Origin of the sequence: Pseudomonas sp. B21-051 (genome assembly GCF_024748795.1) — a bacterium.
Lineage (GTDB): Bacteria > Pseudomonadota > Gammaproteobacteria > Pseudomonadales > Pseudomonadaceae > Aquipseudomonas > Aquipseudomonas putida_A.
Genome location: NZ_CP087166.1, coordinates 5,244,903 through 5,259,821 on the forward strand (window position 1 = coordinate 5,244,903; position 14,919 = coordinate 5,259,821).

Genomic DNA, 14,919 nt, shown 5'->3' on the forward strand with positions numbered 1-14,919 from the left:
ATTTCCTTACACCACCATCGACACCGCCAACGGCAGGAACACCGCCGTGGCCACGCCCATCAGACTCATCGCCAGCGCCGCGAAGGCGCCGCACTCATCGCTTTCCTGCAACGCCACCGAGGTGCCAACCGCGTGTGCGGTCATGCCCAGCGCCATGCCGCGCGCCTCAGGGCTGTGCACGCCGAGCCGGGTCAGCAACGCCGGGCCGAAGATCGCGCCGATCACCCCGGTGATCAGCACGAACACCGCCGCCAGCGCCGCGACACCACCGATCTGCTCGGCCACCAGCATGGCAATCGGCGAGGTCACCGACTTCGGCGCCATGGTCATCAGGATCATGTGCTCGGCACCAAACCACCAGCCGAGCAACACGCCCATGCCCGTGGCGACTGCACCGCCTATCACCAGCGTAGTAAAAATCGGCCAGAACAATTGGCGGATGCGCTTTAGGTTGAGATACAACGGCACCGCCAGCGCCACCGTCGCCGGGCCCAGCAGAATGCTGAGGATTTCGGTGCTCTTGCGGTACTCGGCGTAGGTCAGGCCGCAGCCGACCAGCACGCCAATCACCAACAGCATCGAGACCAGCACCGGTTGCAGAAAGATCCAGCGGGTTTTCTCGAACGCCGCCAGCACCAGTTGATAGGCACCGAGGGTGATGCCGATGCCGAACAGCGGATGATGGATCACCGAAGCCCAGGCGCCTTGCCAATCGAAGAGCATCACGACTCCTCCGAGTGCGGCGCATGGCGCTTGACCAGGCGTTGCATCAGCACCCCGGCGAAAGCCATCGACAGGATCAACGACAGCACCAGCGCGCCGACAATCGCCCAGAAATCGGCGGCAATGTCGCTCGCATAAACCATCACGCCCACCGCCGGCGGCACCAGCAGCAACGGCAGATAGCGCAGCAGGCTGCCAGCCGCGAGGTTCAGCGGCTCGCCGACTTCACCGCGAATGATCAGGAACACCAGCAACAGCAGCAGACCGATGATCGGCCCCGGCAGCACCGGCAACAGCAAATGGTTGAGTGCCGTGCCGAGCAATTGGAACAGCACCAGCATGGTCAGGCCACGTAACAACATCAGACATCTCCCCCCGCAAGTCCTCGGCATTATAAGCACGGCAGCGCTATGGATCGGCATTCGCCAAAAGCATGCTCGGTTGACCGGAGCAAATCGTCATGTTGATCTACAGTGGTTCGCAGGGCGGTCAAATCCCCCACCTGAAAAACTATAAAACCGATGAACCCAAGGAGAGTCTCAATGCCCTATGTTCCCGTTGCAGAGCTCAAAGATTATGTCGGCAAGGAACTCGGACGTTCCGAATGGCTCACTATCGATCAGGAGCGCATCAACCTGTTCGCCGAAGCCACCGGGGATTATCAGTTCATCCATGTCGACCCGGTCAAAGCCGCGCAAACGCCATTTGGCAGCACCATTGCCCACGGTTTCCTGTCGCTGTCGCTGATCCCCAAACTGATGGAAGACATCCTCGTGCTGCCGCAAGGCCTGAAGATGGTGGTCAATTACGGTCTGGACAGCGTGCGTTTCATCCAGCCGGTGAAGGTCAATTCAAAAGTGCGCCTGAAAGTCGATCTGGCCGAAGTGACCGAGAAAAAACCCGGTCAATGGCTACTCAAGGCCACCGCGACGCTTGAGATAGAAGGCTCGGACAAACCGGCCTATATCGCCGAACCGCTGTCGCTCTGCTTCGTTTGAGTCACGGGATGCGAAACAGCGCACGCTGTTTCGCATCAGCGCTGTTTTCCCGGCTGTATAAGGTCACATAGCTGCGGCATACTCGGTCGCCTAATTGCCCGGATCCCGCTATGCGCCCACTCGCTTCTCTTGCACCCCTTGCCCTGACCCTGATGCTCACCGCTTGCGGCGACGGCGAATCGCTGTTGCCCCCGGATGCACGGCTGCCGGACGGCGGACGCTATCGCGGTGAACTGGTCAACGGCTTGCTGCAAGGCCAGGGCCGGGTCGACTACCCCAACGGCAGTTGGTACGCCGGGCAGTTCGACAAGGGCCAATGGCATGGCCAGGGCGAGTGGCACGGCAGCAACGGCGAAGTCTATCGCGGCCAGTTTCAGCAGGGGTTGTTCGATGGCCAGGGCAGCCTGACCACCAACGCCAGCAGTTACACCGGCGGTTTCAAGCAGGGCCGACGCGATGGCGAAGGCACCCTAAAAGAAAACGCCATGACCTACCGTGGCGAGTTCAAGGCTGACCAGTATTCCGGGCTGGGTCGTCTGGAAATGGACGACGGCAGCTCCTATCAGGGCCAGTTCGCCCACGGCAAACCCAACGGCGAAGGCCAGCGCGGCGACTCTAGCGGCAATACCTTCAGCGGCCATTTCGTCAACGGCCAGCTCGAAGGCAATGGCACCTTCAACAGTGCCGATGGCGACATCTATGTCGGCGGCTTCAAGAACAGTCAGTTGCACGGCAAGGGTCGCTACGAGAACGCCGATGGCGACGTCTGGCTCGGCCAGTTCAAGGAGGGTGCGCTGACCGGCAAGGGCGAATTGATCGGCGCCGACGGCAGCCACTACATCGGCTACTTCAACGACTGGCGCTTCAGCGGTCAGGGCCGTTTGAACCTGTCTGACGGCAGCTTCTACATCGGCGGGTTCGACGGCGACAGCTACGCCGGGCGCGGCACCCTGGTACTGACCGACGGCACCGTGCTCAGCGGTACCTGGATCAACGGCCAGCGCGTACGTGATGCCGACGGCAAGCTGTTGCCCGACACCCTCGAACTCGGTCTGCTGGCCCAGGGCCGCCTACTCGATAATGCGCTGGCCGCCGTGCCCGCCTCGACGCCAGCAGTCGAGCTGTACACCCTGACCCTCGGTGGCGACGGCAAGCAAAGCGTGTTCCTGCGCGAGTCCGATTACGTCGCCAACATGCTCACCACACGCTTCGGAGCCTACGGCCAGATTCGTCTGGTCAACCACCGCGACCACCTCGTCGACCGACCGATGGCCACCCGCGAAAACCTGCGCCGCGCCGCGCAGACTTTGGCCGAACGCAGCGGCCCGGAAGACCTGGTGTTCATCTACCTGACCAGCCACGGCACCGCCGAACACGAACTGGTGCTCGACCAGCCGCGCATGGAGCTGGCAGACCTGCCCGCCGACGAACTCGCCACGGTGCTGGCACCGCTGAAAAATCGCGACAAGGTGATCGTGATTTCATCGTGCTATTCCGGTGGTTTCATCCCCGCGCTGAAAGATGAGCGCACACTGATCATGACCGCCTCGCGCGCCGACCGTGTGTCGTTCGGTTGCTCGGAAGAAGCCAACTTCACCTACTTCGGCGACGCCCTGTTCGCTCAGGCACTGAACCAGACCGACGATCTGGAGCAGGCTTTCAAACTGGCCAAGGCCACCGTCGCCGAGCGCGAACTGGCGGATAACTTCGAAGCCTCGGAGCCACAGATCTGGGCACCGAAAACCGTGCTGGCGCACTGGCAACTGCTGCGTAAACAGCAGGCAAGAAAAGCGTTGCAGAGTGCTGCATTGAACGACGGAGCAACAAACAGCAACTAAGCTGAACAGTATCAAGGGAGAAACACTATGTACTTGACGCCTCAGCACGTATTGCTAGCCGGAGCCACCGGACTGACCGGTGAACATCTGCTCGACCGTTTGCTCAACGAGCCGACGATCACCCGCGTGCTCGCCCCGTCCCGTCGTCCATTGGCGGAGCATCCGCACCTGGAAAACCCGGTGGGCGACCCACAGGCGTTTCTGCCGCAACTCAGTGGTCGCGTCGATATCGCCTATTGCTGCCTCGGCACCACCATCAAGCAGGCGGGTTCCGAAGCCGCGTTCCGCGCGGTGGATCTGGACATGGTCGTGGCGTTCGCCAAACGCGCACGGGAGATGGGCGCGCGGCACCTGATCGTGATCAGCGCGCTGGGCGCCGATCCGAAATCGTCAATTTTCTACAACCGGGTCAAAGGCGAGATGGAGCAGGCGTTGCGCGCGCAGGACTGGCCGCAACTGACCATCTGCCGGCCATCGCTGTTGCTGGGCGATCGCACCGAGCCGCGCCTGGGCGAACAGCTGGCCGCGCCGTTTTCCAAACTGATTCCCGGCAAATATCGCGGCATCGAAGCCTGCCAACTGGCCCGGGCGATGTGGCGCCTGGCGCTGGAAGAACAGGATGGGGTGCGGGTGGTTGAGTCGGATGAGCTGCGCAAGCTCGGCAAATAACTCATAGCGCCTGGAAGAAAGCTTTCGCGAGCAGGCTCGCTCCCACATTTGCACCGCGTCCCCCTGTGGGAGCGAGCCTGCTCGCGAATGGAGTGCGCAGCACTCCGGATCAAAAGATCGCAGCCTTCGGCAGCTCCTACACGGGATTTCAGTTCACCCTGTAGGAGCTGCCGAAGGCTGCGATCTTTTGATCTTTACAACCCGCCAGTCGCCTGAAACCCCACGCCAATCACCGTAAGCAACGACAACGGCAACAACAGCGTATCGAGCAACGCACTCGCTGGCAGGTCCACTCCCGGATAACTCGGCGCCTCAGCCCCGAAGCGATCCATCGCACAACACCCGCCATTCATCGCGTACAAATCCAGGCGCGTCCCGGAATACACCACCGGCGCGCCCGGTTTGGCGGCATCCAGCGTGCGCGCCGTGGCGCAGCCGGCCAGTTGCAGCGCCAGCGCAATCACCAACAGCTTATTCATCGCTGCTCAGATGATGCTCGCCCCAACGCGGCAGCATGTCCTGAGGAATGCCCAGCAGATTGAGGATCCGCGCGACGACGAAATCGATCAGGTCGTCGATGGTCTGCGGCTGGTGATAGAAACCCGGCGAGGCCGGCAGGATGGTCACGCCCATGTTCGACAACTTGAGCATGTGCTCCAGATGAATGCTCGAATACGGCGCCTCGCGCGGTACCAGAATCAACTGGCGCCGCTCCTTCAAGGTGACGTCCGCCGCGCGCTCGATCAGGTTGTTGCAGGCGCCCGTGGCAATCGCCGACAAGGTACCGGTGGAACACGGCACCACAACCATCGCCGCTGGTGCGCCGGAGCCCGAGGCTACCGGCGACATCCAGTCTTCCTTGCCGTACACGCGGATCTGCCCGGCGGCGGCCCCGGTGTATTCGGTAAGGAACGCCTGCATCATCTGCGGCTTGGGCGGCAACGTGACATCGGTCTCGGTGGCCATCACCAGTTGCGCGGCCTTGGAGATCAGGAAGTGCACTTCGCGATCTTCCCGTACCAGGCAGTCGAGCAGGCGCAAACCGTACTGCGCGCCGGACGCGCCGGTCATCGCCAGCGTGATGCGTTCCGGGCCGCCGCTCTGGGCAAAAGTGTTCATTGCAGTGCCTCGGCGAGTTTGCCGTGCAGACCGCCGAAGCCACCGTTGCTCATGATCACCACATGGGTGCCGGGCTGGGCCTGGCTCTTCACGCGTTCGATGATGCCTTCCAGCGAGTCGCTGACAATCGATGGCACGCTGCACAGCCCGGCGGTGGCTGCCAGATCCCAGCCGAGGTTGGCCGGGGCGTACCAGATCACCTGATCGGCATCGACCACGCTGTCCGGCAGACCGTCACGGTGCGCGCCGAGCTTCATCGAGTTGGAGCGCGGCTCGATGATCGCGATCAGCGGTGCGTCGCCGATGCGCTTGCGCAAGCCATCGAGGGTGGTGGCGATCGCAGTCGGGTGGTGGGCGAAGTCGTCGTAGATGGTGATGCCGCGCACTTCGGCGACTTTCTCCATCCGGCGTTTGACGTTCTTGAATGCGCTCAACCCGGCGATGCCCATCGATGGCACCACACCGACATGCCGCGCCGCTGCCAGCGCAGCCAGGGCGTTGGCGACGTTGTGCTGACCGGTCAGCTCCCATTCGACGGTGCCCTGGGACACGCCTTCGAACATTACTTCGAACGCCGAGCCATCATCCTTGAGCAATTTGACCTGCCACTGACCGCCTACACCGGTGGTCTGCACCGGGGTCCAGCAGCCCATTTCAATCACGCGCTGCAAGGCCGGTTCGGTGGTGGGGTGGATCACCAGACCTTCGCTCGGAATGGTCCGCACCAAGTGGTGGAACTGCCGCTCGATGGCTGGCAGATCGGGGAAGATGTCGGCATGATCGAATTCAAGGTTATTGAGGATCGCGGTACGCGGACGGTAGTGGACAAACTTCGAACGCTTGTCGAAGAACGCGCTGTCGTACTCGTCGGCCTCAATCACGAAAAACGGCGTACCACCCAGACGTGCGGAAACCGAGAAGTTTTGCGGCACGCCGCCGATCAGGAACCCCGGGCTCATGCCGGCGTGCTCCAGCACCCAGGCGAGCATGCTGCTGGTGGTGGTCTTGCCGTGCGTACCGGCAACCGCCAGCACCCAGCGCCCTTGCAGCACGTGATCGGCCAGCCATTGCGGGCCGGAAACGTATGGCAGGCCTTTGTTCAGCACATACTCCACCGCCGGGTTGCCGCGGGACATGGCGTTGCCGATCACCACCAGATCCGGTGCCGGATCGAGCTGGGCCGGGTCATAACCCTGGGTCAGTTGAATGCCCTGGGCCTCCAGCTGCGTGCTCATCGGCGGATAGACGTTGGCGTCGGAGCCGGTCACGTGATGGCCCAGCTCTTTGGCCAGAACCGCCATCGAGCCCATGAAAGTCCCGCAGATACCCAGAATATGAATGTGCATAGTCGACCTCGTAAAACATGGCCGCAGGTTAGCGTAGGGTGGGAAAAATCGCACTCTTTAGCTGATCACCATCACCCACCACCACGATCACTACCCCACCTGTAGGAGCTGACGAGTGCAACGAGGCTGCGATCTTTTGATCTTATAAAGAACAGATCAAAAGATCGCAGCCTTCGGCAGCTCCTACAGGGGGGGTTATGCGGTTCGGGCGATGCCGTGTTTGCGCAGCTTTCTGTAAAGGGTGTTGCGGCTGACCCCGAGCTGCTGCGCGGTCTGGGTCATGTGCCAGCGCGTTTGTTCCAGCACATTGAGCAACGCCAGACGTTCGGCGTCTTCCAGCGGATGCTCGGACTCAACCGACTTCAGCTCCAACGGCGGTCGCAACTGCCGAATCATCACCGGCAAATCCTCCAGCCCGATCCGCCCTTCATCACACAATGCCGCCAGTGTGCGCAGCACATTGCGCAACTGCCGCACGTTGCCCGGCCAGTTGAAGGCCAGCAACGCCTGACGCGCCGGTTCGTCGATCACAATCACTTGGCCATTCGCCTCCTCGGCCAGCAGGAAATCCAGCAACTGCGACTTGTCGCTGCGCTCACGCAACGCCGGCAACGCGACCTCCAGGCCATTGAGCCGGTAATACAGATCTTCGCGGAAACTGCCGTCAGCCACGCGCTCCAGCAGATTACGGTGAGTGGCGCTGATGATCCGCACGTTGACCGCTTCCGGCTCGCCGCCAATCGGCACCACCTGCCGGTCTTCCAGCACTCGCAACAACCGGGTCTGCAGCGCCAGCGGCATGTCACCGATTTCATCGAGAAACAGCGTGCCGCCATCGGCCTGCTGCAGCTTTCCGCGCATGCCATCCTTGCGTGCGCCGGTGAAACTGCCGCCGCGATAACCGAACAGTTCGCTCTCGATCAGGCTTTCCGGGATCGCCGCACAATTGAGGGCGACGAAGGCTTTGCTGGCGCGCTGGCTGGCGTGATGCACAGCTTTGGCGAAGGCTTCCTTGCCGGAGCCGGTCTCACCGTTGATCAGCAGCGGCACGTCGCGTTCGAACACCCGCAGCGCCTTGCGGAAATCCGCTTGCAGCGCCGCGTCGCCGAGGCAAATGCCCGCCAGCGCTTGAGGCTTAGCCACGACCGGGGCCGGCATGATCGGCGCCGGCTTGCGCGATTCGCCGCGCAGCAAGGCAAACAGATGCCGTCCGTCGCGGGTGCGCAGCGGCCAACTGGCGCTGGCATTGGCGCTGGCACGACCGAGCAGCTCATCCAGCGAACAATCGAAAAACGCTTCCACCGGTTTGCCGAGCAAACCACCGCGAATATGCCCGAGCAGGTTCAGCGCGCTCTGGTTGACCGCGCTGATCCGCCCTTCCCCGTCAAACGCCAGCAGCCCTTCGCTGAACAGTCCGACCGATTCGGCCTGAAGATGGAAACGCAGCAACCATTGGTTATCGAAGCAGCGCAGGAAATAGCAGCTTTCGATCATCTTCGCCGACAGATTGACCAGCGCCATGGTGTGGAACTGGCTCTGCCGCGAAACGTCGTGGCGCGCCGAGGACACGTCGAGCACCGCGAGCAATTCGCCGTGCGGGTCGAACACCGGGCTCGCCGAGCAGGTCAGGCCGGTGTGGCGGCCGCGAAAGTGTTCGTCCTGATGAATGGTCAGTGCCTGGCGTTCGACCAGGCAGGTGCCGATGCCGTTGGTGCCTTCGCAGGCTTCGCTCCAGTCGGCACCGAGCCAGAGGCCGGCGCGTTCGAAAATCTTGCGCTCGGCCGGTGCGGTGACGCAGTTGAGGATCACCCCACGCGCGTCAGTCAACAGCACCGCATGACCGGCGCCGGACAGTTGTTGATGCAGGCTGCTCATTTCATTGCCGGCAATCTGCAACACCTGTTGCAGACGTTCGCGGCTTTCAAGCACGCGCCCGTGTTCGAGCACGGTGGGCGCCATGGTCAGGGCCGGATCGAGGTGATAGTCCTCAAGACAGCGCAGCCACGAACGGGCAATCGACGGATCGGCACCGGGTCCGTGCAGGTGCGCCTTGCCCTGACTGACGGTGAGCACCTGCTGGGCATGGCGACTCAAATGGTTGTCGTGCATTTCTTATTGTTCTCCCCGAAAGGTCGACCCTTCCAGACTACCAACACTGACCTGTGGCGAGGGAGCTTGCTCCCGCTCGAGTGCGAAGCGCTCGCCAAAGTATATGAGCGGTAAACATTTCAGGGCTGCCGCGCAGCCCAGCGGGAGCAAGCTCCCTCGCCACAATAATCAACCACTGGGCGATTGGCAGCCAGCATCCTCCAGCCATCGGCGCATTGCAATGCTGGTAAGACCACCCGGTCACAGGCTGTGCCAAAAGCGGTACAAACTGTCACCCCGTCTGTACCGAAACCATCACAGGCTGCGCCCGCCCGTCCGACACAAACCACGCAAGGCCTTGATTTGCCTGACCTGCACGGCAGTGGCCCGACCTTTGCTCTACGCTTATAGCAAGCGCACTTGCGCGTTTCTCTAATAAGTACAAAGCCAAGGAGAACATCATCATGCGTTACGCTCACCCCGGTACTGAAGGCGCCAAAGTCTCGTTCAAGAGCAAGTACGGTAACTACATCGGCGGCGAGTTCGTCGCGCCTGTCAAAGGTCAGTACTTCACCAATACCTCGCCAGTGAATGGCCAACCGATTGCCGAATTCCCCCGCTCCACTGCCGAAGACATCGACAAGGCACTGGACGCCGCCCACGCCGCTGCCGATGCGTGGGGCGCGACCTCGGTGCAGGCGCGCTCGCTGATCCTGCTGAAAATCGCCGACCGCATCGAACAGAACCTCGAACTGCTGGCGATCACCGAAACCTGGGACAACGGCAAAGCCATCCGCGAAACCCTCAACGCCGACATCCCGCTGGCCGCCGACCATTTCCGCTACTTCGCCGGCTGCCTGCGCGCCCAGGAAGGCAGCGCTGCCGAAATCGACGGCAACACCGTGGCCTATCACATCCATGAACCACTGGGCGTGGTCGGCCAGATCATCCCGTGGAACTTCCCGCTGCTGATGGCCGCGTGGAAACTCGCCCCGGCACTGGCCGCCGGCAACTGCGTGGTACTCAAGCCTGCCGAGCAAACCCCGCTGGGCATCTGCGTGCTGATGGAGTTGATCGGTGATCTGCTGCCACCGGGCGTGCTCAACGTGGTGCAAGGTTTCGGCAAAGAAGCCGGCGAAGCCCTGGCCACCAGCAAACGCATCGCCAAGATCGCCTTCACCGGCTCGACCCCGGTCGGCTCGCACATCATGAAATGCGCCGCCGAGAACATCATTCCATCGACCGTGGAACTGGGCGGCAAGTCGCCGAACATCTTCTTCGAAGACATCATGCAGGCCGAGCCGACCTTCATCGAGAAGGCCGCCGAAGGTCTGGTGCTGGCGTTCTTCAACCAGGGCGAAGTCTGCACCTGCCCGTCCCGAGCGCTGGTGCAGGAATCGATCTACGACGAATTCATGCAAGTGGTGATGAAGAAAGTCCTGCAGATCAAACGCGGCGACCCGCTGGACACCGACACCATGGTCGGCGCGCAGGCGTCCGAGCAGCAATTCGACAAGATCCTGTCGTACCTGGAAATCGCCAAGGGCGAAGGTGCCGAGCTGCTGACCGGTGGCAAGGTGGAAAAACTCGAGGGCAATCTGGCGACCGGCTATTACATCCAGCCGACCCTGCTCAAGGGCACCAACAAAATGCGTGTGTTCCAGGAAGAAATCTTCGGCCCGGTGGTGAGCATCACCACCTTCAAGGACGAAGCCGAAGCCCTGGCGATCGCCAACGACACCGAGTTCGGCCTCGGCGCCGGCCTGTGGACTCGCGACATCAACCGCGCCTACCGCATGGGCCGCGCGATCAAGGCCGGTCGTGTGTGGACCAACTGCTACCACCTGTACCCGGCGCACGCCGCGTTCGGCGGGTACAAGAAGTCCGGCGTCGGCCGTGAAACCCACAAGATGATGCTCGATCACTATCAGCAGACCAAAAACCTGCTGGTGAGCTACGACATCAATCCGTTGGGCTTCTTCTAAAACCCGGGGGCGATACAGATATTTCTGTGTCGCCCTTTCGACCGCTTTCGCGAGCAGGCTCGCTCCCACAGGGGAGTCGTGTCGCACCACATACACAGGCTCGGCACAAATCCACTGTGGGAGCGAGCCTGCTCGCGAAGGCGTCCTCAATGACACAACACAAGGCCTGGCCGCTCTGGCACGGCCCTTGCGTACCCGTCATTCAGGTTTTGCACAAAAACTGCCGCTGCGTGAACAGCATCCATCCACCCAACCACTGCCCCCGAAAGTCCAACAGATCGAACAATAAAAAACAGAGAGGACTTATGACTTCCACCACACAGCTCAAACCCACACTCGGCACCCTGCACCTCTGGGGCATTGCCGTCGGCCTGGTGATTTCCGGCGAATACTTCGGCTGGAGTTACGGCTGGGGCACCGCGGGCACCCTCGGATTTCTGGTCACGGCGCTGATGGTCGCGACGATGTACACCTGCTTCATCTTCAGCTTCACCGAACTGACCACCGCGATTCCCCACGCGGGCGGGCCGTTTGCCTACAGCCGCCGGGCGTTCGGCGAAAAAGGCGGTTTGATCGCCGGCATCGCCACGCTGATCGAATTCGTTTTCGCCCCACCGGCAATCGCCATGGCCATCGGCGCCTACCTCAACGTGCAGTACCCGGAGCTGGATCCGAAGGTCGCGGCGGTCGGCGCGTATTTCGTGTTCATGACCCTGAACATTCTCGGCGTCAGCATTGCCGCGACTTTTGAGCTGGTGGTCACCGTGCTGGCGGTCGCCGAACTGCTGGTGTTCATGGGCGTGGTCGCACCAGGCTTCAGCTTCAGCAATTTCGTGCTCAACGGCTGGTCGGGTGCCAACGAGTTCACGATGGGCTCGATCCCCGGAATCTTTGCCGCGATCCCGTTTGCGATCTGGTTCTTCCTCGCCATCGAAGGCGCCGCCATGGCCGCCGAAGAAGCCAAGGATCCGAAACGCACGATTCCCAAGGCTTACGTCAGCGGCATTCTGACCCTGGTGTTCCTCGCCATCGGCGTGATGGTGATGGCCGGCGGCGTCGGCGACTGGCGCCAGCTGTCGAACATCAACGACCCGCTGCCGCAGGCAATGAAAGCGGTGGTCGGCAACAACTCATCGTGGATGCATATGCTGGTGTGGATCGGCCTGTTCGGCCTGGTGGCGAGTTTCCACGGGATCATCCTCGGTTACTCGCGACAGTTCTTCGCCCTCGCCCGCGCCGGTTACCTGCCGAAAAGCCTGGCCAAGCTGTCGCGCTTCCAGACCCCGCACCGGGCGATTCTGGCCGGCGGCGTGATCGGCATCGCGGCGATTTACAGCGATGGCCTGGTCAATCTGCAAGGCATGACCCTGACTGCAGCGATGATCACCATGTCGGTGTTCGGCGCGATCGTGATGTACATCATCAGCATGCTCAGCCTGTTCAAACTGCGTAAGACCGAGCCGAATCTGGAGCGCACCTTCCGCGCGCCGGGCTATCCGGTTGTGCCAGCGATTGCGCTGTTTCTGGCCGTGGTGTGCCTGGTGGCGATGGCCTGGTTCAACACGCTGATCGGTTGTGTGTTCCTGGGCTTTATGGCCGCTGGTTATCTGTACTTCCAACTGACCGCCAAGCAACGCGCCGAAGCCCCGGCAGACGCTATGCTCGAAGGTATCTGACTGCCATATAAAAGTGCACAGCGCCCATCCAGGCACTGTGCTGGAACCCTGTAGGAGCTGCCGCAGGCTGCGATCTTTTGATCTTGTTTTTAGAAAATCAAAGTCAAAAGATCGCAGCCTGCGGCAGCTCCTACAGGGGTGTATCAATTACAGGAGGACAGCATGGCCGCATTTGCCCATTCCGTCGGCGCCCAGACCTACCGCTTCGACAGCCTCAAGGATGTCATGGCCAAGGCCAGCCCGGCGCGCTCCGGGGACTTTCTGGCTGGCGTTGCCGCGCTCAACGACGGCGAACGCGTGGCCGCGCAAATGGCGCTGGCCGACATCCCGCTCACGCACTTCCTGCAGGAAGCGCTGATTCCCTACGAAAGTGATGAAGTCACCCGACTGATCATCGACACCCATGACAAACAAGCCTTTGCCGTGGTCAGCCACCTCACCGTCGGCGGCTTCCGCGACTGGCTGCTCAGCGACGCCGCTGACGAAACCAGCCTGCGCGCCCTTGCCCCCGGCCTGACCCCGGAAATGGTCGCCGCCGTGTCGAAAATCATGCGCGTGCAGGATCTGGTGCTGGTGGCGCAGAAGATCCGCGTGGTGACGAAGTTTCGCGGCACCCTGGGCCTGCGCGGACGCCTGTCGACCCGCCTGCAACCGAACCATCCGACCGACGAACCGTCCGGCATCGCCGCGAGCATTCTCGACGGCCTGCTGTACGGCAACGGCGACGCGATGATCGGGATCAACCCGGCCACCGATAGCATCGCCTCGATCTGCGCAATGCTGGAGATGCTCGACGCGATCATCCAGCGCTACGACATTCCGACCCAGGCCTGCGTGCTGACCCACGTCACCACCTCGATCGAGGCGATCAATCGGGGAGTGCCGCTGGATCTGGTGTTCCAGTCGATTGCCGGCACCGAAGCGGCCAACGCCAGTTTCGGCATCAACCTCAACGTATTGCAGGAAGGCTATGACGCCGGGCTGAGCCTCAAACGCGGCACCCTCGGACAGAACCTGATGTATTTCGAGACCGGTCAGGGTAGCGCGCTCTCGGCCAACGCCCACCACGGTGTCGACCAGCAGACCTGCGAGACCCGGGCCTACGCCGTGGCGCGGCATTTCAAGCCGTTTCTGGTGAATACCGTAGTCGGATTTATCGGCCCGGAGTACCTCTATAACGGCAAACAGATCATCCGCGCCGGCCTCGAAGACCATTTCTGTGGCAAGTTGCTCGGCGTGCCGATGGGCTGCGACATCTGTTACACCAACCATGCCGAAGCCGATCAGGACGACATGGACACCCTGCTGACCCTGCTCGGTGTGGCCGGGATCAACTTCATCATGGGCATCCCCGGCTCCGACGACATCATGCTCAACTACCAGACCACCTCGTTCCACGACGCGCTCTACGCGCGCCAGACCCTGGGCCTGAAACCGGCGCCGGAGTTCGAGCAATGGCTGGCGAACATGGGCATTTTCACCCAGGCGGACGGCAAGGTTCGCTTTGGCAACAACCTGCCGCCGGCCTTCCGCCAGGCGCTGGCGCAACTGGGATGAGTGTGATGGAAAAACCGCCTGTCGACCCGCAAAACCCATGGCTGGAGCTGCGCCGCCTGACCCCGGCGCGCATCGCTCTGGGCCGCACCGGCACCAGCCTGCCAACCAGCGCACAACTGGATTTCCAGTTCGCCCACGCCCAGGCGCGGGACGCGGTGCACCTGCCGTTCGACCACGCCGGGCTCAGCGCGCAACTGAGTGAACGCGGACGCGAAAGTTTGTTGCTGCACAGCGCGGCGACCGATCGCAACAGCTACCTGCAACGCCCGGATCTGGGGCGCAAACTCAGCGACGCCTCGGCGCAGACCCTGCGGGATTACGCTTCAGCGCACCCCGGTGGCGTCGATCTGGCGATTGTGGTGGCGGACGGCCTGTCGGCACTGGCGGTGCATCGGCATACCTTGCCGTTTCTGACCCGCCTGGAGGAGCAGATGAGTGCCGACGGCTGGTCGCTTGCCCCGGTCGTACTGGTGGAACAGGGTCGTGTTGCCATCGGTGACGAGATCGGACAACTGCTCGGCGCAAAAATGCTGGTGATGCTGATCGGAGAGCGTCCGGGCCTCAGCTCGCCCGACAGCCTCGGTTTATATTTCACCTACAATCCAAAAATCGGGCTGACCGATGCCTACCGCAATTGCATCTCCAATGTGCGGCTGGAGGGCTTGAGCTACGGCATGGCGGCACATCGCCTGCTGTATCTGATGCGCGAAGCCTGCCGGCGGCAGCTGTCGGGGGTCAATCTGAAGGACGAAGCACAGGTGCAGACGCTGGAGTCGGACGCAGGTGCAGACATGAAGGCAAACTTCCTGCTTGATCCGCCCACAACCTGAACCGTTTCCGCATTGCGTTTCTGCGCTGCTTTCAGGCAGGATCGACGCACGGCCGCAGGGTTTCCCATCGCCGTCAGAGCAGTTGAAGAC

At 62.0% G+C, this 14,919-nt stretch carries 13 protein-coding genes; 7 read left to right on the forward strand and 6 right to left on the reverse strand.

Annotated features, from left to right (window positions below; translation table 11 throughout):
• Positions 1-6: 6 nt before the first annotated feature.
• Both LOY52_RS23610 and LOY52_RS23615 read right to left on the reverse strand, forming a co-directional pair.
• Positions 7-723 (reverse strand): LrgB family protein, encoded by a 717-nt coding sequence (locus LOY52_RS23610; RefSeq protein ID WP_258676311.1) that lies wholly within the window; start codon positions 721-723, stop codon positions 7-9.
• On the reverse strand, positions 723-1,085 hold the full coding sequence (locus LOY52_RS23615) for a CidA/LrgA family protein (protein WP_095139173.1): 363 nt from the start codon (positions 1,083-1,085) through the stop codon (positions 723-725). Before LOY52_RS23615 ends, LOY52_RS23610 begins: the two co-directional genes overlap by 1 nt.
• A gap of 180 nt (positions 1,086-1,265) precedes the next feature.
• On the opposite strand from LOY52_RS23615, the gene LOY52_RS23620 reads away from it, so the two are divergent.
• From LOY52_RS23620 to LOY52_RS23630, 3 genes are all read left to right on the forward strand, one after another.
• Positions 1,266-1,721, forward strand: a complete 456-nt coding sequence (locus tag LOY52_RS23620) for a MaoC family dehydratase (protein WP_003228575.1) — start codon at positions 1,266-1,268, stop codon at positions 1,719-1,721.
• Positions 1,722-1,831: 110 nt separating this feature from the next.
• Positions 1,832-3,559, forward strand: coding sequence for a C13 family peptidase (locus LOY52_RS23625; RefSeq protein ID WP_258676319.1), 1,728 nt, complete (start codon positions 1,832-1,834; stop codon positions 3,557-3,559).
• Between the two features lie 27 nt (positions 3,560-3,586).
• Complete coding sequence (locus LOY52_RS23630) at positions 3,587-4,228, forward strand: oxidoreductase (RefSeq protein WP_095139170.1); 642 nt, start codon at positions 3,587-3,589, stop codon at positions 4,226-4,228.
• A gap of 194 nt (positions 4,229-4,422) precedes the next feature.
• Here the strand turns inward: LOY52_RS23630 and LOY52_RS23635 are convergent, their stop codons facing one another.
• The 4 genes from LOY52_RS23635 to LOY52_RS23650 form a co-directional block, all read right to left on the reverse strand.
• Positions 4,423-4,707 (reverse strand): YceK/YidQ family lipoprotein, encoded by a 285-nt coding sequence (locus tag LOY52_RS23635; protein ID WP_007968135.1) that lies wholly within the window; start codon positions 4,705-4,707, stop codon positions 4,423-4,425.
• Entirely contained in the window at positions 4,700-5,347 is a 648-nt protein-coding gene (gene ubiX, locus LOY52_RS23640) for a flavin prenyltransferase UbiX (RefSeq protein WP_007968137.1), read from the reverse strand. The genes LOY52_RS23635 and ubiX overlap by 8 nt, the downstream gene beginning before the upstream one ends.
• Positions 5,344-6,693 carry a UDP-N-acetylmuramate:L-alanyl-gamma-D-glutamyl-meso-diaminopimelate ligase gene (gene mpl / locus LOY52_RS23645; protein WP_258676325.1) on the reverse strand — a complete coding sequence of 450 codons (1,350 nt, stop codon included), beginning with the start codon at positions 6,691-6,693 and terminating at the stop codon, positions 5,344-5,346. The genes ubiX and mpl overlap by 4 nt, the downstream gene beginning before the upstream one ends.
• A gap of 195 nt (positions 6,694-6,888) precedes the next feature.
• Positions 6,889-8,802 (reverse strand): sigma-54-dependent Fis family transcriptional regulator, encoded by a 1,914-nt coding sequence (locus LOY52_RS23650; RefSeq protein WP_258676328.1) that lies wholly within the window; start codon positions 8,800-8,802, stop codon positions 6,889-6,891.
• A gap of 443 nt (positions 8,803-9,245) precedes the next feature.
• On the opposite strand from LOY52_RS23650, the gene LOY52_RS23655 reads away from it, so the two are divergent.
• The 4 genes from LOY52_RS23655 to eutC all read left to right on the forward strand — a co-directional run bounded on the left by LOY52_RS23655 (position 9,246) and on the right by eutC (position 14,829).
• The gene (locus LOY52_RS23655; RefSeq protein ID WP_025108675.1) at positions 9,246-10,766 is read left to right on the forward strand and encodes an aldehyde dehydrogenase family protein; all 1,521 of its coding nucleotides are present in this window, start codon (positions 9,246-9,248) and stop codon (positions 10,764-10,766) included.
• A 305-nt stretch (positions 10,767-11,071) separates the two neighbouring features.
• A complete protein-coding gene (gene eat, locus LOY52_RS23660; protein WP_258676336.1) occupies positions 11,072-12,442 on the forward strand; it encodes an ethanolamine permease in 1,371 nt (456 codons plus the stop codon).
• Positions 12,443-12,604: 162 nt separating this feature from the next.
• Entirely contained in the window at positions 12,605-13,999 is a 1,395-nt protein-coding gene (locus LOY52_RS23665; protein ID WP_258676341.1) for an ethanolamine ammonia-lyase subunit EutB, read from the forward strand.
• The gene (eutC, locus tag LOY52_RS23670) at positions 13,996-14,829 is read left to right on the forward strand and encodes an ethanolamine ammonia-lyase subunit EutC (RefSeq protein WP_408980411.1); all 834 of its coding nucleotides are present in this window, start codon (positions 13,996-13,998) and stop codon (positions 14,827-14,829) included. The genes LOY52_RS23665 and eutC overlap by 4 nt, the downstream gene beginning before the upstream one ends.
• The last annotated feature ends 90 nt before the right edge of the window (positions 14,830-14,919 follow it).